General features: G+C 70.9%; 17 protein-coding genes. 9 read left to right on the top strand and 8 right to left on the bottom strand.

From position 1 onward, the window contains the following. The first annotated feature begins 100 nt into the window (after window positions 1–100). The 3 genes from JOD54_RS09525 (at window position 101) to JOD54_RS09515 (ending at window position 1,294) form a co-directional block, all read left to right on the top strand. Window positions 101–487, top strand: a complete 387-nt coding sequence (locus JOD54_RS09525) for a winged helix-turn-helix transcriptional regulator (RefSeq protein ID WP_204450176.1) — start codon at window positions 101–103, stop codon at window positions 485–487. After that, window positions 484–831 carry a gamma-glutamylcyclotransferase family protein gene (locus tag JOD54_RS09520; protein WP_204450175.1) on the top strand — a complete coding sequence of 116 codons (348 nt, stop codon included), beginning with the start codon at window positions 484–486 and terminating at the stop codon, window positions 829–831. The genes JOD54_RS09525 and JOD54_RS09520 overlap by 4 nt, the downstream gene beginning before the upstream one ends. 73 nt (window positions 832–904) lie before the next feature. Next, window positions 905–1,294, top strand: a complete 390-nt coding sequence (locus JOD54_RS09515) for a hypothetical protein (protein WP_204450174.1) — start codon at window positions 905–907, stop codon at window positions 1,292–1,294. Here JOD54_RS09515 and JOD54_RS09510 read toward each other — a convergent pair. Further along, window positions 1,242–2,894, bottom strand: a complete 1,653-nt coding sequence (locus JOD54_RS09510) for an FAD-binding oxidoreductase (RefSeq protein ID WP_204450173.1) — start codon at window positions 2,892–2,894, stop codon at window positions 1,242–1,244. The genes JOD54_RS09515 and JOD54_RS09510 overlap by 53 nt on opposite strands. Between JOD54_RS09510 and JOD54_RS09505 the strand changes: the two genes are divergently transcribed. Together JOD54_RS09505 and JOD54_RS09500 are read left to right on the top strand one after the other, a co-directional pair. Further along, window positions 2,893–3,498, top strand: coding sequence for a TetR/AcrR family transcriptional regulator (locus JOD54_RS09505; RefSeq protein ID WP_204450172.1), 606 nt, complete (start codon window positions 2,893–2,895; stop codon window positions 3,496–3,498). The genes JOD54_RS09510 and JOD54_RS09505 overlap by 2 nt on opposite strands. Then, window positions 3,495–5,033 carry a glycerol-3-phosphate dehydrogenase/oxidase gene (locus JOD54_RS09500; protein WP_204450171.1) on the top strand — a complete coding sequence of 513 codons (1,539 nt, stop codon included), beginning with the start codon at window positions 3,495–3,497 and terminating at the stop codon, window positions 5,031–5,033. The genes JOD54_RS09505 and JOD54_RS09500 overlap by 4 nt, the downstream gene beginning before the upstream one ends. 940 nt (window positions 5,034–5,973) lie before the next feature. Here JOD54_RS09500 and JOD54_RS09495 read toward each other — a convergent pair. The 3 genes from JOD54_RS09495 to JOD54_RS09485 are packed head-to-tail and all read right to left on the bottom strand — an operon-like array spanning window position 5,974 to window position 8,303. Beyond that, window positions 5,974–7,551: a hypothetical protein gene (locus JOD54_RS09495; RefSeq protein WP_204450170.1), complete on the bottom strand. Its 1,578-nt coding sequence runs from the start codon at window positions 7,549–7,551 to the stop codon at window positions 5,974–5,976. Beyond that, window positions 7,552–7,851, bottom strand: coding sequence for a WXG100 family type VII secretion target (locus tag JOD54_RS09490; protein ID WP_204450169.1), 300 nt, complete (start codon window positions 7,849–7,851; stop codon window positions 7,552–7,554). It lies immediately after the preceding gene. A 17-nt stretch (window positions 7,852–7,868) separates the two neighbouring features. Continuing rightward, on the bottom strand, window positions 7,869–8,303 hold the full coding sequence (locus JOD54_RS09485; protein ID WP_204450168.1) for a YbaB/EbfC family nucleoid-associated protein: 435 nt from the start codon (window positions 8,301–8,303) through the stop codon (window positions 7,869–7,871). Window positions 8,304–8,472: 169 nt separating this feature from the next. On the opposite strand from JOD54_RS09485, the gene JOD54_RS09480 reads away from it, so the two are divergent. The 3 genes from JOD54_RS09480 to JOD54_RS09470 all read left to right on the top strand — a co-directional run bounded on the left by JOD54_RS09480 (window position 8,473) and on the right by JOD54_RS09470 (window position 10,957). Next, complete coding sequence (locus tag JOD54_RS09480; protein WP_204450167.1) at window positions 8,473–9,369, top strand: ABC transporter ATP-binding protein; 897 nt, start codon at window positions 8,473–8,475, stop codon at window positions 9,367–9,369. Next, a complete protein-coding gene (locus JOD54_RS09475) occupies window positions 9,366–10,553 on the top strand; it encodes an ABC transporter permease (protein WP_204450166.1) in 1,188 nt (395 codons plus the stop codon). Before JOD54_RS09480 ends, JOD54_RS09475 begins: the two co-directional genes overlap by 4 nt. Before the next feature lie 65 nt (window positions 10,554–10,618). Beyond that, window positions 10,619–10,957 carry a hypothetical protein gene (locus JOD54_RS09470; RefSeq protein WP_204450165.1) on the top strand — a complete coding sequence of 113 codons (339 nt, stop codon included), beginning with the start codon at window positions 10,619–10,621 and terminating at the stop codon, window positions 10,955–10,957. 6 nt (window positions 10,958–10,963) lie between these two features. Here the strand turns inward: JOD54_RS09470 and JOD54_RS09465 are convergent, their stop codons facing one another. The 4 genes from JOD54_RS09465 to JOD54_RS09450 form a co-directional block, all read right to left on the bottom strand. After that, complete coding sequence (locus tag JOD54_RS09465; protein ID WP_204456177.1) at window positions 10,964–12,277, bottom strand: cryptochrome/photolyase family protein; 1,314 nt, start codon at window positions 12,275–12,277, stop codon at window positions 10,964–10,966. Between the two features lie 73 nt (window positions 12,278–12,350). After that, window positions 12,351–13,109: a hypothetical protein gene (locus tag JOD54_RS09460; protein WP_204450164.1), complete on the bottom strand. Its 759-nt coding sequence runs from the start codon at window positions 13,107–13,109 to the stop codon at window positions 12,351–12,353. A gap of 374 nt (window positions 13,110–13,483) precedes the next feature. Further along, complete coding sequence (locus JOD54_RS09455; protein ID WP_204450163.1) at window positions 13,484–14,800, bottom strand: citrate synthase; 1,317 nt, start codon at window positions 14,798–14,800, stop codon at window positions 13,484–13,486. Between the two features lie 195 nt (window positions 14,801–14,995). Then, entirely contained in the window at window positions 14,996–15,580 is a 585-nt protein-coding gene (locus JOD54_RS09450; RefSeq protein WP_307859913.1) for a TetR/AcrR family transcriptional regulator, read from the bottom strand. A 137-nt stretch (window positions 15,581–15,717) separates the two neighbouring features. On the opposite strand from JOD54_RS09450, the gene JOD54_RS09445 reads away from it, so the two are divergent. Beyond that, the gene (locus tag JOD54_RS09445) at window positions 15,718–16,863 is read left to right on the top strand and encodes an acyl-CoA dehydrogenase family protein (RefSeq protein WP_204450162.1); all 1,146 of its coding nucleotides are present in this window, start codon (window positions 15,718–15,720) and stop codon (window positions 16,861–16,863) included. Window positions 16,864–16,900 lie beyond the last annotated feature (37 nt).

The raw sequence follows: 16,900 nt of genomic DNA, 5'->3' as shown, positions 1-16,900 counted from the left end.
TGAAACTCACCGTAGGGACTGTACTAACTTCTCGTAAGTACCTACCTTGAAGTCCTATACTTACGTGGACGAAAGAGTCCTGTTGAGGAGCGTGTGCCGGATGAGCGAGATGGTGCAGGACACATCCTTCGACGTGTTCGACCGCAACTGCCCCGGGCGCGCGGTCATGGAGCACATCGCGAGCCGCTGGGGTGTGCTGGTGCTCGGGGTCCTGCTCAGCGGGACGCACCGGTTCAGCGAGCTCCGCCGGGCCGTCGGCGGCGTGAGCGAGAAGATGCTGGCCCAGACGCTGCAGGCGCTGGAGCGGGACGGGCTGGTGCACCGCGAGGTGCGCCCGGTCATCCCACCGCACGTCGACTACTCCCTCACCGACCTCGGCGTCCCCATGGCCGAACAGGTCCGGGGCCTCTACCGGCTCATCGAGTCCAGCACGGAAGCCATCCTCGCCGCGCAAGCCGACTACGACGACCGCAAGGCCGGCCGGTGAACCCGTTGCTGTTCGTCTACGGCACGCTCCGCCCTGGGGACTCCCACTGGCACCTCTTAGCGCCCTTGTGCGACGGTCCCACAAGGGATGCCATGCTCGCGGGCTCCCTCTACGACACCGGCTTTGGCTACCCGGCTTTGACGCTGGGCGATGGCCCCGGCGTTCTGGGAAGCGTCGTGCCGCTCCGGGAAGACGCCGACCTCGCCGAGGTCGACGAGTACGAGGGCGAGCACTACGCGCGAGTGCGGGTCGTTCTGGCGGACGGCACGCACGCGTGGACCTACGTGTGGATCTCGCCGGTCGACGGCATGCCGGTGCTGACCGGTCCGTGGCGCTCAGCCTGACATCACGGACAAACTCCCCGGTCTCGCCGATCGGGTCTAGCCGGACGCGCTTCGATCAGCGAAGCTCCACTGCATGAGCGCGCAGCCCGACCCGTTGGCCCAGATCACGCTGACCCCTCGCGGCTTCGCCGCCGTGTTGGCCGTCATCGCGCTCATCACCGGGCTGGTGCTGGCGATCGTGCCGGTCAGCGTCGCCCACCCGGCCAACAACAGTTCTGTGAGCTGCGGAAACACCTTCGGCGGGGTGGAGAGCCCCGCCTTGAACGAGGCCCTGGGCAAGCCCGAGCGCCAGGAGTTGGTGCAGTACATCGACATGTGCGACCGGGCGATCGGCAACCGGGGTGACTACGCCGTGTTCCTCTTCTTTGGCGGGATGATCGCCGGTCTCGCGTTAGGCGTCGTGCGGCGGACTAAACCAGCTTCCCAGGGTTCAGCACACCCGACGGATCCAACTCAGCCTTGATCGCGCGCAAGACGCCCACCCCCAGGGTGCCGATCTCCTCGGCTAGATAAGGCGCGTGGTCGACCCCGACGGCGTGGTGGTGCGTGATGGTCCCTAGGCCGACGATCGCCTCACTGGCGGCCTGCTTCGCGCGGCGCCATTGGCCCACCGGGTCGTCGCGGTCTCGGGGAACAAGAGTCGTGAAGTACAGGGATGCGCCGGTCTCGTAGGAGTGCGAGATGTGGCAGGCCACCACAGGCCGCCGCCCGGCCGTGGCCAGGGATCCCAGCAGCGCATCGCGAACCGCCTCGCGGAGCTCGCCGAGCTTGGACCAGTAGGTCGCGGTCTCCAGGGTCTCCACGCACATGCCGATGTCCATCAGCGCGTCCCGCTGCCGAGGACCCGCGAACCGGCCGTGCAGCCACGCCTCCCCTGCCCGGGTACCCAGGCGCACAGCCCCGGTGACCAGCCGCAACGTGGCACGACGACGGGCGTTCAGCTCGTCCTTGGTCTGCCCTTCCCAACCGATCACCAGCAGGCTGGGCTCCGAGATCCCCCGCACCCGCAGGTAGCCCTTCACCCCCGCCGTCTTCCACCCGCCCGAGAGCGTGAGCGCCACCTCGGTCTCCTGCGGGTCGGACAGCCTGGTGACCGTCCCGAGCACACCGGCCTGGGCCAACGCCCGCACGATCTCCGCACCCGCCGCGAACCCGTCGACGACGAACCCCTCGTACCGCTCCCACGCGGGCGCAGGCCGGACGCGCACGGTGACCTCGGTGATCACCCCGAACAGGCCCTCGCTGCCCATCGCCAACTGCCGCAGGTCGGGGCCCGCGGCGGAGGCGGGCGAAACGCCCAACCGCCACTCGCCGCGCGGTGTCGCGATGCGGACGCCCTCGACCATGTCCTCGAACCGGCCGTACCCGGCGGAGGCCTGACCCGAAGACCGCGTCGCGGCGAACCCGCCGAGGGTCGCCCGCTCGTAGGACTGCGGGAAGTGCCCGAGGGTGAAGCCGTGCGCCGCGAGCATCCGCTCCGCTTCGGGGGCGACCACGCCAGCCTGGAAGACCGCGAGCCGCGAAACCGGGTCGACCGACACGAGCTTGTCCAGCCGCGACAGGTCCAGCACGACAACCGCCGCCTTGTCCCCGCGCAGCGCCGCGACCCCGCCCACGACCGAGGTCCCGCCGCCGAACGGGACGATCCCGACCCCGTGTGACGCGCACGCCGCGACGACCTCGCGCACCTGTTCGGGATTCCCGGGGAGCACCACGGCGTCGGGTACCGGCAGCTCACCGGCCCCCCTGCGCGCCAGGAGATCCACATAGGACAGTCCACCCGACCTGCCGAGCCGCTCATCCCGCTCGACCAGCACGTGCTCTGCCCCGACAATGTCGGCCAAGACGGCCCGCACCGGCGCGGGCAGCACCGAGTCGGGCACCGCGAGCCCGGAGTCGGGCGCGACGGGCGTGTCCGTGGGGGTCAGCCCGGTTCTCGCGCCCAGCCACCGGCGCGCGTGCGCGGGCAGGTCGGCGTCGGCGGCACCCGAGGTGGTCCAGCCGCCGCGGACCCGGTGGTCGAGGTGGTCCACAGGCACGTTCACGAATAGAGTGTGACACATGACGTTGAAACGTCACATGGCTTCGCCCAGTCGGGTGGACGACGACGTCCTTCTGGACGCCGCCCGCGACTGCGTGCTGGCCCAGGGGGTGCGGCGCACGACGCTGACCGACGTCGCCCGCGGCGCTGGCGTGAGCCGGATGACGCTCTACCGGCGCTTCCCGGACGTCCGCAGCCTGCTCGCGGCCCTGATGACCAGGGAGTTCGGCGCGCTGCTCGCCCGCACGAACCGCACGGCCGACGGCGAGCACGCCAGGGCCCGGCTGGTCGCGGGTGCGGTCGCGGGCGTGCGGGCGATCGTGGCCGACCCGCTCATGCGCACGATCCTCGACCGCGACGGCGAACTGGTCCTGCCCTACGTGGTGCGCAGGCTCGGCAGCACCCAGCACATCGCCGAGCAGTTCCTGCTCGCCCAACTGCTGGCGGGCCACGAAGACGGCTCGGTGCGCGCGGGCGACGCGAACACCCAGGCCAGAGCCCTCTTACTCGTGGTCCAGTCGTTCGTGCTCTCGCACGGCCCCGCCACGACCGACGTCGCCCCAGCCGACCTCCTCGGCGAGTTGACCCACCTGCTCGACGCCAGCCTGAGACCGGAGCCGACATGAGCACCTCCCTCAACGCCGAACGCCGATCGGCGGACCTGGCCGCGCTCACCTCGGGCGAGGTGGTCGACGTCCTGGTCATCGGCGGCGGGGTCACCGGCGCGGGGGTCGCCCTCGACGCCGCCTCCCGCGGCTTGACCGTGGCGCTGCTGGAGGCCAACGACCTGGCGGCAGGCACCTCGCGCTGGTCGAGCAAACTGGTCCACGGCGGCCTGCGCTACCTGGCCAAGGGCGATGTCGGCCTGGCGGCCGAGAGTGCCGTCGAACGCGGTGTGCTGATGACGACCACCGCCCCGCACCTCACCCGCACGCTCCCCCAACTCGTCCCGCTGCACCCGCCGGTCTCCGCCCGCGACGCCGCGCTGACCTTCGCGGGCCTGGTCGCCGGGGACGGCCTGCGCCGCGCCGCGCGCACCCCGACCGACCTGCTCCCCGGCCCGCGCCGGATCTCCGCCGCCGAATCGCGCGCCCTCGCCCCCGGTCTGCGCGCCGCCGGGCTGCGCGGCGGCCTGCTGTCCTTCGACGGCCAACTCGTCGACGACGCCCGCCTTGTCGTCGCCCTGGCCCGCACCGCGGCCGGGCTCGGCGCGCGGATCGTCACCAGGGCCAGGGTGAGCGCGGTGGCACCGGACGCCGTCGAGGTGGTCGACGGGCGCACCGGGATGGCGGCGCGGATCCGGTCCCGCGTGGTGGTCAACGCCACCGGCGTGTGGGCGGGCACCCTCGTCCCGTCGGTGCGGCTGCGCCCTTCTCGCGGGTCGCACTTGGTGCTCGACGCGGGCGCGGTCGGCTGCGGCACGACGTCGTTGACCGTGCCGATCCCCGGCTCCTTCGGCCGCTTCGCCCTCGTCCTCCCGCAGGACGACGGCCGTGTCTACATCGGACTCACAGACGAGCCGGTCGACGAGATCCCCGAAGTGCCCACCGTTCCCGAAGCAGACGTGGACTTCCTGCTCGATGTCGCCTCCTCGGTGCTGGAGACCCGACTGACCCGCGCCGACGTCCTGGGATCTTTCGCGGGGCTGCGGCCGCTGGTGGATCTACCGGGGGCCTCGGGGCGCAGCGCCGACCTGTCGCGCCACCACGCCGTGCTGACCGAGGACAAGGTGGTCACGGTGGTGGGCGGCAAGCTCACCACCTACCGCCGAATGGCCGCCGACGCCGTCGACGCCGCCGTTGATCTGGCGGGCCTGCCCGCAGGGCCGTCCCGCACCAAGGCGCTGCCACTGGTCGGCGCGGCGCCGCGCTCTCGTCTGTCCACTTTGGATGCGCCGCGTCGGCTGGTCGCGCGTTATGGGACGGAGGCGCCGACGGTCGCGGCGATGGGGCTGCTGGATCCGGACCTGGGCCGGGAAGTCGCCGCTGGGGTTACGGCGGCGGAGGTCATTTGGGCGGTGCGGCACGAAGGGGCGCTGGACGTCGAGGACGTGCTGCACCGACGCACGCGGATCGGTCTGGTGGACCGCGATGCCGCTGCTGCCCGGCCTGCGGTTGAGTCTCTGGTTGCCCGCGCGCTGCTCGGGCTTGTTGCCCGCTGAACGCGCAACCGGTGTGGGTGCTCGATGCGGTGGACTTCCTTTGCGCGGGGCCCCTGCGCCGTCCTCGGAAGAGCACAAAGGCGGGGCCTGAAAAGACGGCCCTCCCTCGCGCAGGAGCTTACGGACGGCGCCACCCCACGCAAAGGAAGTCCACCCCATCGAGCATTGGTGCGGTTGGGCCCACCGCGGTTGGGCTACTGCGGTTGAGCCACAGCAGCCGAGCCCAACGCGGCCATGCCAACGCGGTTGAGCCACAGAGGCCAAGCCCACCAGGGCCGAGCCAACGCAGCCAAGCCCACCACGCCGAGCCACTGCGGTTAAGCCACTGCGGTCGAGCCAACCGGGTCGAGCCAACCGGGTCGAGCCCACCGCGGTTGGGCCCACCGGGCCGAGCCCACCACGGCCGAGCCCACCGTGGTTGGGCTACGCGGTTGGCCTTACTGCGGCCGAGCAACAGCAGCTAGGCCCACCGCAGTCGAGCTACCGCGGTGGGCCTTACTGCGGTTGGGCCACAGCAGCCGAGCCCACCGTGGCCGAGCCATCGCGGTTGAGCCACAGCGGTTGGCCTTACTGCGGCCGAGCCACAGCGGCTGAGCCCAACGCGACCGAGCCACCGCGCTTGGGCCACAGCAGCCGAGCCCACTGCGGTTGAGCCACCGCGGTGGGCCTTACTGCGGCCGAGCCACCGCGGCTGGGCCCGCCGCGGCCGAGCCACCGCGGCTGAGCCACCGCAGCCGGGCCCACCGCAGCCGGGCTACTGCAGTTGGCCTCACTGCAGCCGAGCCACAGCGGCTGGGCCCAACGCGGCCAAGCCACAGCGGTTGAGCCACAGCGGCCGGGCCCACCGCGGTCGAGCTACCGCGGTGGGCCTTACTGCAGTTGGGCACAGCGGCCGAGCCACAGCGGCCAAGCCACAGCGGCCGAGCCACTGGGGCTGGGCCTACTGCGGCGTGATGACCACCGGGGTGCCGGGCTGGCCGGTGAGGCCCTGCAGGGCGGTGAGCAGCGATCCCCACTCCGACAGGAAGTACCTGATCCCGGCCAGCATGTTGTCCACCGGCTGCCAGATGTCGTCGTAGCCGGGCAGCTTGTGCTGGTCGAACACCGGGTCGGGCAGCTGGCAGATGCCCTTGGGCGGGAATCCGTTGGCCGCGTTGGGGTCCTGCAGGTTGACCGCGTGCGGGTTGCCGCCGGAGGTTCGGTCGACGATCTGGGCGATCTGCTCGGGGTTGATCTTGGCGGGGTCCACGCCGTGGTTGATCAGGACCTCGACGGCGGCGCCGATCCAGCGGGCGCGGTCCACCAGGGACGCCGGGGAGCCGGTGGTGGGGGGCGGGCCGCTGGGGCCCCAGTTCGGCGTGCCGGTCGGCGGCTTCACCCCGCTGGTCTGGCCGGGCACGACACCGGGGGTGTACGTGCCGGGCTGGCCCTGGGTGCCGCCGGGCAGCGGCTGGTAGCCGCCGTAGTTCGGCACGGAGCCCTGGCCGTAGTTGGCCGCGTTGGTGCCGTTGCCGGGCAGTGGCTGGTAGCCGCCGTAGCCGGGGACCTGCCCTTGGCCGTAGTTGGCGGTGTTGGTGGTCGAACCGGGCAACGGCTGGTAGCCGCCGTACCCGGGGACCTGGCCCTGGCCGTAGTTCGCGGTGTTCGTCGTGCCGTTGGGGTTGGTGTAGTGCGCCCCCGACGCGGTGTCCAGGGTGCCGGTGTTGACCGTCGGCGCCTGGGTGGTGGTCGCGCTCGGCGAGGTGTTCGCCTTGCCGCCGATGGTCGCCAGCAGCTGCTTGACGGCCTTGGCGAGCTGCACGATCTTCTGCACCGTCTGCATGATCTTCTGCAGCGACGAGACGAACTTCTGGATCTTGCCGAGGATCTTCTGCGCGGTCTGCACCGCCTGCACCACCGAGCGGGCGATGCCCTCGGCGATGCTGGCGCCGAAGCTCAGCCACGCCTTGGCCAGCGCCTCGATGATGATCTGGATGACCTTCTGCACGCACTGGTTGATGAACTCCAGCACGGTCTTGCGCACCTCGGCCAGCAGCTTGCCTGCGCCGTTGATGGCCTGGCCGACACCCTTGCTGACCTCGGCGAGCGCGTCGAGGCCCTCGGCCTGGGTGGCGGCGGCGCGGCGGTAGGAGTCGCCCGCCTTGCCGTGCCAGTTGCAGGTCTGGGTGCGCACCGCGTCGCGGTACTTCTGCGCCGACTGGATCAGCTGGTCGCCTGCCTTGACCCAGCCCTGGGCGCTGTTGATGATCGAGTTCGCGTCGCCGAGGAGCTTGTCGAAGGGCTCCTTGAGGAACTTGATGTGGTTGATGATCCAGCCGAACCCGGCGCTGGCGCAGGCGCCGAGCGGGTCGCCCGCGATGTTGATGACGTCCATCGCGACGTTGGTGATCTGCAGGCCCGCGTCGAGCCAGTCACCGCGCTCGATGGCCGCCTTCGCGCCCTTGATGTCGTTGTTGAGCGCGGTGGCCGCCTGCCCACCCGTGGACTGCCCAGCCGTGGTCGTCGCCGTCGTGGTCACTTACAGCCTCCCGCCGAAAGTCGCCGCGTTGCCCATGTCGATGCGCTCGTAGTCGCGCGCGACGTCCTCGATCCCCTTGCGGACGTCGTCGATCGCGGTCGCCACCTTCTGGATGCCCTGCAGCACGTCCCCGCAGGCGGCCAGGACCGCGCTGGCGAAGAACTGGCCGATCACCCCGTACGCGGCGGCGGAGACCTGCTGCGTCAGCGAGGTCGCCGAGTGCACCTGCGCGGCGCACGTCGCGACGGTGCCCGCGTGTGCCCGCAGCTCCGCCACGTTGACGTTGAACCCTGTACCCATGAGATCCGCCTTGCTGTCTAGTGGACGACTTCGGGGGGGTTGTCGAAGTACTCGTCGTCGGAGCGCCGGTCGCGCGGCTTGGCCGCCGCCGGGCCGTCCGCCGCGTCCCCGGTGTAGCCCTGGGGCAGGTAGGACTTGACGACGTCGAGCGCGGAGGAGTCGCCGACCAGTTCCTCCATCGCCGCCACCACCCTGGCGCCCGCGTCCCGCTGGGCCTGCCTGGTGACGTCGAGGATGACCCTCGCCAACTGCTCGGGCTCCAGTTCGCGCACGCCGGGCCGCAGCACCAGGTCCGTGGTCACCCCGGCGGCGGACACCCGCACGGTCACCTCGCCGTCCGACGAGGTCGCGGTCCCACCCACCTCGCGCAGGGCCTTCTCCGCCTTCTGCGCACCGGCCGCGGCCTTCTGCAGCGTCTCGTCGTACTGCGCGAGCCACTGTTCAGGGTTCATCGCCACACCACTTCCCTGGTCCTGCCTGGAGCATCCGCCTGTCGTTGGACGGAGCATCGCGTGTTCGGTTCCGCCCCGGGTGGCAATCGGCCAACTCGTTTGCAGGCGCACCCGACCAGCGGGTAACCGGGGTCGGCCGACCGGTAATACTGGGCCGTGGAGGTGGGCGATGCTCGAGGTCGACGGCGTCACCAAGCGCTACGGCGACGTGCTGGCCTGCGACCGCGTGAGCTTCGACGTGGCCGCCGGTGAGCTGTTCGGCTTCGTCGGCGGCAACGGGGCAGGCAAGACCACCACGATGCGGATCGTGCTCGGCGTGCTGGCCCAGGACGCCGGGTCGGTGCGGTTCGCGGGCGCCCCGGTCGAGCACGCGGCCCGCCGCCGGTTCGGCTACCTGCCCGAGGAGCGCGGCCTCTACCCGAGGATGCGGGTGCTCGAGCAGCTGGTCTACCTCGCCGAGCTGCACGGCGCCGAGGTCAACGCCGCGCACCGGGCCGCGGAGCACTGGATCAGCAGGCTCGGCCTGCGCGAGCACCGCGACTCCGAGCTGCAGCGGCTGAGCCTGGGCAACCAGCAGCGGGTGCAGCTGGCGGCGGCGCTGGTGCACGACCCGCTGCTGCTGGTGCTCGACGAACCGTTCTCCGGGCTGGACCCGCTGGCGGTGGACGTGCTGGTGGCGGTGCTGCGCGAGCAGGCGGCGGCCGGGGTGCCGGTGGTGTTCTCCAGCCACCAGCTCGACCTCGTCGAGCGGCTGTGCGACCAGGTGGGGATCATCCAGGCCGGTCGGGTGGTGGCCTGCGGGACGGTCGAGCAGCTGCGCGAGGGCAGCGGGAGCACCCTGGTGGTCGACGCGCCGGACGCGCCAGCGGACTGGGCGCGCGGGCTGCCCGGGGTCACGGTGCTGGGCGTCCACAGCGGACAGACGCGGCTGCGGGTCGCGCCCGGTGTCGACGACCAGCCGATCCTGGCCGCGGCGCTGGCCACCGGGCGGGTGCGCGGGTTCACCCACCACCACCCGTCGCTGGCGGAGTTGTACCGTGGTGCGGTGGGAGTGGGCAGCCGGTGACCGCGCAGCGCACCGTGTGGCTGGTGGCGCGACGGGAACTGCGCACCAGGCTGCGGGCCAGGTCCTTCCTCGTCGGCACGGCGGTCTCGATCGCCATCCTGGTCGGCTTCGTGCTGATGCAGAGCACCCTCTTCGGCGGCGAGCGGATCACCCGCGTCGGCCTCTCCGGTCAGGCGGCGGCGATCTCGGCACCGCTGTCGGCACAAGCCCGCTCACTCGGCCTCGACGTCCAGGTCAGCACGGTCCGCGACGCCGCAGCCGGTGAGGCCGCGGTGCTCGACGGCGACCTCGACGCCCTGGTGACCGGTACGCCCGCGGCGCTGCACGTGGTGGTGGACGAGACCCTCGACGAGAACCTGCGGCGGGCGCTGAACATCCTGGTCCAGGAGGAGGTCCTGCGCGCCCAACTGGCCGCGATCGAGGAACTGGACCCAGACCAGGTCCTCGGGACGGTCGCCGACGCCACGGTGGACGTGCGGTCGCTGCGCGCCCCGGACCCGACCCACGACGAGCGGCTGGCGATGGCGCTGGTGATCGTCGCGCTGCTGTACCTGTCGCTGCTGCTGTACGGGACGATGGTCGCCCAGGGCGTGGTGGAGGAGAAGTCCAGCCGGGTCGTGGAAATCCTGCTCGCGACCGTGCGCCCGTGGGAACTGCTGGCGGGCAAGGTCGTCGGGCTGGGGCTGGTCGGCCTGGCCCAGCTCACCGTGGTCGGCGGGGTCGGCGTGGTGCTGGCCGTGGTCACCGACGTGATCACCATCCCCGGCGTCGCGGCCGGGACCCTGCTGTGGGGCGTGCTCTGGTACCTGCTCGGCTACCTGTTCTACGCCACGGTCTTCGCCGCCGCGGGCTCGCTGGTGTCCCGCCAAGAGGAAACGCAGTCGGTGCTGCTCCCGGTCACCTCGGTGCTGGTACTGGCCTTCGTGCTCGGCTTCGGCTTGCTCTCGCGCATCCCCAACTCCAGCGCCACAACGGTGCTGTCGATCCTGCCCCCCTTCGCCCCGATCCTCATGCCCGGCCGCCTCGCCCTCGGCACCGCGACAGCGTGGGACGTGACCCTCGCGGTCGTGCTGATGCTGCTCTCGATCGCGGCCCTCACCTGGCTGGCAGGCCGCATCTACGCCAGGGCGGTTCTGCGGACCGGGCCCCGGTTGCCGCTGCGCGAAGCACTGCGCAAAGCGTGACCCGTTTCGCCTCGTGGCGGGCGTAGCGTGGCAGCGGGCGGAATGCGCGAGTTGGGAGCCGAGCGGTGATCGAAGGCGGTCAGGTGTTCCTGCGGGCGTGGGTGGCCTCGGCGCGCAAGAACCGCGCCGACGTACGGGAGGCGGAGTGGTCGGCGCTGCCCGCGTGGGAGCGGGCGAGCGCCAACGCGGTGTACGACCTGGTCCGGGCGTTCGTCGAGGCGGGCGGGACGGACGGGCTGTCGCGGGTCCACAAGGGACGGTTTGCGGCGCTGTGCTGGTCGGCCCAGGCCCACCGGCACAACGCCGCCCCGGTCGCCGATTGGGAACGACTCCCCGCGTGGCAGCGGGATGCCTACGCCGAGGTCTTCGAGCACATCGAGCAGCTCATCCTCGGCACTCGCTGAGCCACCTCACTTGAGGTTGCCGTAGCGCTCCAGGGCTATCTCCCGTTCGTGCTTGTGGTCGACGATCGGGGTGGGGTAGCCGGGGGTGGGCGGGGGTTGGTGGACCTTCTTGCCCTGGATGCCGCGCAGTTCGGGGACGTAGCGGCGGACGTAGTCGCCGTTGGGGTCGAACTTCTCGCCTTGGGTGGTGGGGTTGAAGACGCGGAAGTAGGGGGCGGCGTCGGTTCCGGTGCCCGCTGTCCACTGCCAGCCGTGCTGGTTGGAGGCCAGGTCGCCGTCGACGAGGTGGGTCATGAAGTGGCGGGCGCCCCACCACCAGGGGACGTGCAGGTCCTTGACCAAGAAGCTGGCGACGATCATGCGGACCCGGTTGTGCATCCAGCCCTCCGCCTGCAACTGCCGCATCCCGGCGTCGACGACGGGGTAGCCGGTCTCGCCGCGGCACCAGGCGTCGAAGAGGTCCTCGTCGGTGTCGTGCGGCATGGCGTTGAACTTGGGGTTGTAGTTCTCGCGGGCGGTCTCGGGCCGGTGCCACAGCACGTCGGCGTAGAAGTCCCGCCAGGCGAGTTCGGTGCGGTAGGTCTGGGCGCCTTCGGAGTGGCCGAGGTCGGCGAGCAGGGTGCGCGGGTGCACGCAGCCCCATCGCAGGTACGCAGACATGCGGCTGGTCCCGTCGACGTCCGGGCGGTCGCGGTCGCGCTTGTAGTGCGTCGCGTCGAAGTCGGCCCAGGCCTCGTGCGCGGCCTTCTCCCCCGCCGCGGGCAGCGACGCCGACACCGCCGGGTCGTCCGGGATCCGCACGCGCCGGGGTCCACCGTCCTTTTCAGACGGATCCACCCAGTCCACTGTGGATGCCGAAGTGTCGGCGGGCTTGCGCCACCCGTGGTCGAGCCAAGCCCGGCTGAACGGCGTGAACACCCGGTACGGCTGCCCGTCCCCCTTCAGCACCCGCCCCGGCGCCACCGCGTACGGCGACCCGGTGCGCACGAAGTCGACATCCAGAGCCTTCTCGACCGCGTCGTCCCGCTCCCGCCCGTACGGCCCATAATCCGCCGACACGTGCACCGACTCCGCCCCGACCGCCGCCACCACCCGAGGCACCACGTCGACCGGGTCCCCGCGCACCACCATCAGCCTGCCGCCCAACTGCTCGTCGAGGTCGCGCAGGCACCGGTACATGAACGCCAACCGCGAATCCCCCGACGGCCCACCCAACCGCTCGTCGAGCACGAACAAGCCGAGCGCACTCGACCCGCGCTCAGCCGCCGCGAGCAGCGCCGGGTGATCCCCGGTCCGCAGGTCACGTCGAAACCACACCACCGAAGTCACGGCGCGCAACGCTACCCAGGACACCGCGCCCCCGCCGAACGGCCACTCGATCAGGGCACGCTCGCTAGCAGGCAGGCTGCCAGGTCTCCACCTTGGAGACGCAGAACGGCCGCGATGACGACAAGGCCACAGTGTGGAACGGGCGCCCGTTGTCGTCCACCACGAGTTCGCCCTTCTCGGCCCCGGACGTCCACGCCAGCACGAGGCGCCACTGCACGTCACCCGAATCGACCCCGGCGTGGATCACGAACACCTCCGGCTCGGTTTCGCTTACCCGGTAAGGGAATCCACGCGTCCCTACGTCGGCGACGACCCGGGGCACGACGTTGTCGAGGGCCACCCCGTACTTCCTCGGGACGATGTGGGCCGGGCAGACGGGAGGCAGGTAGACCCCGGTCGGGGCGGGCGAACGGCGCACCACGTCGACCGACATCCCCTGCAGCACCACCGCTTTCCCGGTCAGTCCCTGCACCGTGACGGCGACCACCGTGCCACCGCCCTCGACGGCCCCGGGTGGTGGGCCGCCGCTGTACGGGATCGGCGCGTCGCCCCGGTCCGGGATGATCCAGCCCGAGGTGCACCACCCCGAGTCCTGCCCGGTGTTCCCGGTGACCGCGGCGACCAGCGGCCCCCGCTCGGCGACCGGTGGTGCCTGCGTGGGCTGGAGAACGATCACCACAATCGCCGCGACCAACACCACTGCGAGAGCGGCCAGCGCGTACACCCCGCGCCGGTCGTGCGAGCGGAAGACGACGTCGCCGACCTCGTGTGCCTGCACCACGTCCCGCGCCTTGCCGGGCAGCGAGTTCCGGGCATCACCCATGGGCCCATTGTGCTCGGGTGATCAAGCCTGGGAACGGCGAAGCGGCGCCTTGGGGGGCGCCGCTTCATGTGGTGGCCGCGCGGGCGAAGGCTGCGCGGTGGGGCTGCGTGGGGGACGACTGTGCGGGGGGCTCGATGGGGTGGACGTGTTTCGTGCGGGGCCCCTACGACACCCGTGCTGGGCCTGAAAAGCTGGGGGCCAAAGGGACGGCCCAGCCAGCCGCCGGTCAGGCTACGGGTGTCGTCCCCCCACACGAAACAAGTCCACCCCATCGAGCAGGGACCATCAGGCAAAGGCCGTCGGCCAAGGGCCGTCGAGCAGGCCAGTCGAACGGGAAGTTCTTGGCGCCTCTGGTGGTGGGACCTACTGCGGGATCAGCGTTCGGTGACGGACTTGTACTCGCGCTCGGTGTGGCCGGTGTACACCTGGCGGGGGCGGCCGATCTTGGTGGCGGGGTCGTTCATCATCTCGCGCCAGTGGGCGATCCAGCCGGGGAGACGGCCGAGGGCGAACAGCACGGTGAAGAACTTGGTGGGGAAGCCCATCGCCCGGTAGATCAGGCCGGTGTAGAAGTCCACGTTCGGGTAGAGCTTGCGCTGGATGAAGTAGTCGTCGGCCAGGGCGTGCTCTTCGAGTTGCTTGGCGATGTCGAGCAGCGAGTCGTCGCCGCCGAGTTTGCCGAGGATCTCGTCGGCGGTCTTCTTGATGATGGCGGCGCGCGGGTCGTAGTTCTTGTAGACCCGGTGCCCGAAGCCCATGAGCTTCACGCCGTCTTCTTTGTTCTTGACCTTCTTGACGAACGAGTCGACGTCGCCGCCGGAGTCGCGGATGCCCTCGAGCATCTCCAGCACCGCGCTGTTGGCGCCGCCGTGCAGCGGGCCGAACAGGGCGTTGATGCCCGCCGACACGCTGGCGAACAGGTTGGCCTCGGAGGAGCCGACGAGGCGGACCGTGGAGGTGGAGCAGTTCTGCTCGTGGTCGGCGTGCAGGATGAACAGCAGGTCGAGCGCGCGTACCAGTGCCGGGTCGAGGTCGTAGTTCTCGGCGGGGAACCCGAAGGTCATCCGCAGGAAGTTCTCCACCAGGCCAAGGGAGTTGTCCGGGTAGAGGAACGGCTGGCCCACGGACTTCTTGTAGGCGTAGGCCGCGATGGTCGGCAGCTTGGCCAGCAGGCGGATGGTCGAGATCTCCACGTGGTGGGAGTCGAAGGGCTTGAGGCTGTCCTGGTAGAAGGTGGACAGCGCCGACACCGCCGACGACAGCACCGGCATCGGGTGCGCGTCGCGCGGGAAGCCGTCGAAGAAGCGCTTGAGGTCCTCGTGCAGCAGCGTGTGCCTGCTGATCTTGTGCGCGAAGTCGTCGAGCTCGGCCTGGCTGGGCAGCTCGCCGTAGATGAGCAGGTAGCTGACCTCGATGAAGGTGGAGCGTTCGGCGAGCTGCTCGATCGGGTAGCCGCGGTAGCGCAGGATGCCCGCGTCACCGTCGATGTAGGTGATGGCCGACGAGCACGAAGCGGTGTTGACGAAGCCGGGGTCGAGGGTGACCAACCCGGTCTTGGCCAGCAGCTTGCCCAGGTCGACGCCTGATGTGCCTTCGGTTGCGGCCTCGATCGCCATCTCGTGCTCGCCGCCGGGGTAACGGAGGGCGGCGGTCTGCTCGGTGCCGGTGGGCACAGCGGTCCCGTCGGGCATGCAAGTACCTCTCACACTCGGGCAGGGCGGCGGTACGGCCGAGCCGGAACGGCCCTGGTCGGAGTGCGATCATGCGCAGCACCGCCCCATTGGGGTCCTGAGCCCCCTACGCTAGTGCTCCGGGCGCATTACGGACAGCCGTGGCCGGGGGCCGCCAGCGCGGTTGGGACACGTATCACAGGCGCAGCTGGCTTTTCACCGAATCGACGGCCGGTTGAGACCGTCGAGCAGCAGGTCGGCGAGCGCGGTGAAGGCCTCCCCGTCGGACACCCCGGCGCGCTGCCCGAGCACCCCCGTCTGGATGCCCTCGATGAGCCACCCGGCCATCTCGGCGACCAACTGGGCGTGCACGTCGCGGAAGAGGCCCTCGGCGACACCCTCCCGGATGAACTCGCGGATCCGCTCGGCGGCGGCTTTGGCGTTGCGCTCGTAGACCGCCCTGGTGGGGGCGAACGCGGCGACGTCGGCGATGAACACCGGCGAGGCGACGGCCATTTCGGCCGCGGCGCCCTCGAGGTAGGCGGCGATGCTGGCGCGGGCGTCGGTGGCCAGCGCCACGCGTTTCTCGACCCGTTCGGTGGCGCCGCGGAAGAAGTGCCCGACGACCTTGCGGGCCAATTGCTCCTTGCTCGGCGCCAACGCGTACAAGGTGGACTTGGAGCAGCGCAGCCGGGCGGCGAAGTCGTCGAGGGTGGATTCGGCGAAGCCGTCGGCGAGGAAGATCGCCAGCAGCTGTTCCAGCAGTGCCGCCTGCCGCGCCGTGGGGTTACGCCGTACCACGCGCTCACCCCCTGCTCTCGGCGCCCGGCCTGGGCACGTTCCCGGTGTACCTACTCAGCGTATCGACAGCTCAGGACCCAAAGCAGTACTCTGAGCCGTCCTGTAGTACTGGTTCTGGTACACCGGAGGGTCTGACCATGCCTGCCGAGCGCCTGCTGCCCTCGACCGAGGCCGAGGACCTGCTCAAGCTGACCCGCGAAATCGCCCGCGACGAGCTCGCGCCGCTGGCCTCGGAGTACGAGGAGCAGGAGAGGTTCCCGAGGGAGCAGTTCCGGCTGCTGGGCCGCAGCGGCCTGCTGGGGCTGCCGTACCCGGAGCGCTGGGGTGGCGCCGCGCTGCCGTACGAGGTGTACCTGCAGGTACTGGAGGAGGTGGCGACCGCGTGGATGTCGGTCGGCGTCGGCCTGTCGGTGCACACGATGTCCTGCTACGCGCTCGCCGAGCACGGCACCGACGAGCAGCGCGGGCGCTGGCTGCCGGACATGCTCGGCGGTGAGCTGCTGGGTGCCTACGCGCTCTCGGAGAGCCACGCCGGGTCGGACGCGGCCGCGCTGAGCACCCGCGCCCGCCGCGACGGCGACGACTACGTGGTGAACGGCACAAAGGCGTGGATCACACACGGCGGCCAGGCGGACTTCTACACCACGATGGTGCGCACCTCCGACGACGGCGGCAGGGGCATCAGCTGCCTGCTGGTGGACGCGGACACGCCCGGCCTGGGGTTCGCGGCGCCGGAGCGGAAGATGGGGCTCACCGGGTCGACCACGACCCAGGTCCTGTTCGAGGGCGCCAGGGTCGGCGCCGACCGGCTGCTCGGCACCGAGGGCCAGGGCCTCAAGATCGCGTTGACCGCGCTGAACTCGGGCAGGCTCGGCATCGCCGCGTGCGCGGTGGGCCTGGCCCAGGCGGCGCTGGACGAGGCGGTGGCCTACGCCAAGCAGCGGGTCCAGTTCGGCAGGTCGATCGTTGAGTTCCAGGGCGTGGAGTTCCTGCTGGCCGACATGGCCGCCGCGGTCGAGTCGGCGCGGGCGACGTACCTGGAGGCGGCGCGGCGGCGGGACCGGGGGTTGCCGTTCGTCCGGCAGGCCTCGATCGCCAAGCTGGTGGCCACCGACGCGGCGATGAAGGTGACCACCGACGCGGTGCAGGTCCTCGGCGGCGCCGGGTACACCAGGGACTTCCCGGTCGAGCGGTACCTGCGAGAGGCCAAAGTCCCGCAAATCTTCGAAGGGACCAACCAGATCCAACGCGTGGTGATCGCCAGGCAACTGCGCGACGCCTGAATCGCCCACCCGGTGGGAAACCACCGGGTGGGAATAA

The sequence above is a fragment of the Actinokineospora baliensis genome, assembly GCF_016907695.1.
Taxonomy (GTDB): domain Bacteria; phylum Actinomycetota; class Actinomycetes; order Mycobacteriales; family Pseudonocardiaceae; genus Actinokineospora; species Actinokineospora baliensis.
This window is presented reverse-complemented; position numbering and strand designations above follow the sequence as displayed.

What these genes read in the sequence shown, in the direction of transcription:
- JOD54_RS09505 (WP_204450172.1), top strand. Translation starts at nt 2,893, where the DNA reads ATGACGTTGAAACGTCACATGGCTTCGCCCAGTCGGGTGGACGACGAC.
- JOD54_RS09460 (WP_204450164.1), bottom strand. Translation starts at nt 13,109, where the DNA reads ATGGGTGATGCCCGGAACTCGCTGCCCGGCAAGGCGCGGGACGTGGTG.
- JOD54_RS09480 (WP_204450167.1), top strand. Translation starts at nt 8,473, where the DNA reads ATGCTCGAGGTCGACGGCGTCACCAAGCGCTACGGCGACGTGCTGGCC.
- JOD54_RS09445 (WP_204450162.1), top strand. Translation starts at nt 15,718, where the DNA reads ATGCCTGCCGAGCGCCTGCTGCCCTCGACCGAGGCCGAGGACCTGCTC.
- JOD54_RS09510 (WP_204450173.1), bottom strand. Translation starts at nt 2,894, where the DNA reads ATGTGTCACACTCTATTCGTGAACGTGCCTGTGGACCACCTCGACCAC.
- JOD54_RS09455 (WP_204450163.1), bottom strand. Translation starts at nt 14,800, where the DNA reads ATGCCCGACGGGACCGCTGTGCCCACCGGCACCGAGCAGACCGCCGCC.
- JOD54_RS09515 (WP_204450174.1), top strand. Translation starts at nt 905, where the DNA reads ATGAGCGCGCAGCCCGACCCGTTGGCCCAGATCACGCTGACCCCTCGC.
- JOD54_RS09525 (WP_204450176.1), top strand. Translation starts at nt 101, where the DNA reads ATGAGCGAGATGGTGCAGGACACATCCTTCGACGTGTTCGACCGCAAC.
- JOD54_RS09485 (WP_204450168.1), bottom strand. Translation starts at nt 8,303, where the DNA reads ATGAACCCTGAACAGTGGCTCGCGCAGTACGACGAGACGCTGCAGAAG.
- JOD54_RS09500 (WP_204450171.1), top strand. Translation starts at nt 3,495, where the DNA reads ATGAGCACCTCCCTCAACGCCGAACGCCGATCGGCGGACCTGGCCGCG.
- JOD54_RS09490 (WP_204450169.1), bottom strand. Translation starts at nt 7,851, where the DNA reads ATGGGTACAGGGTTCAACGTCAACGTGGCGGAGCTGCGGGCACACGCG.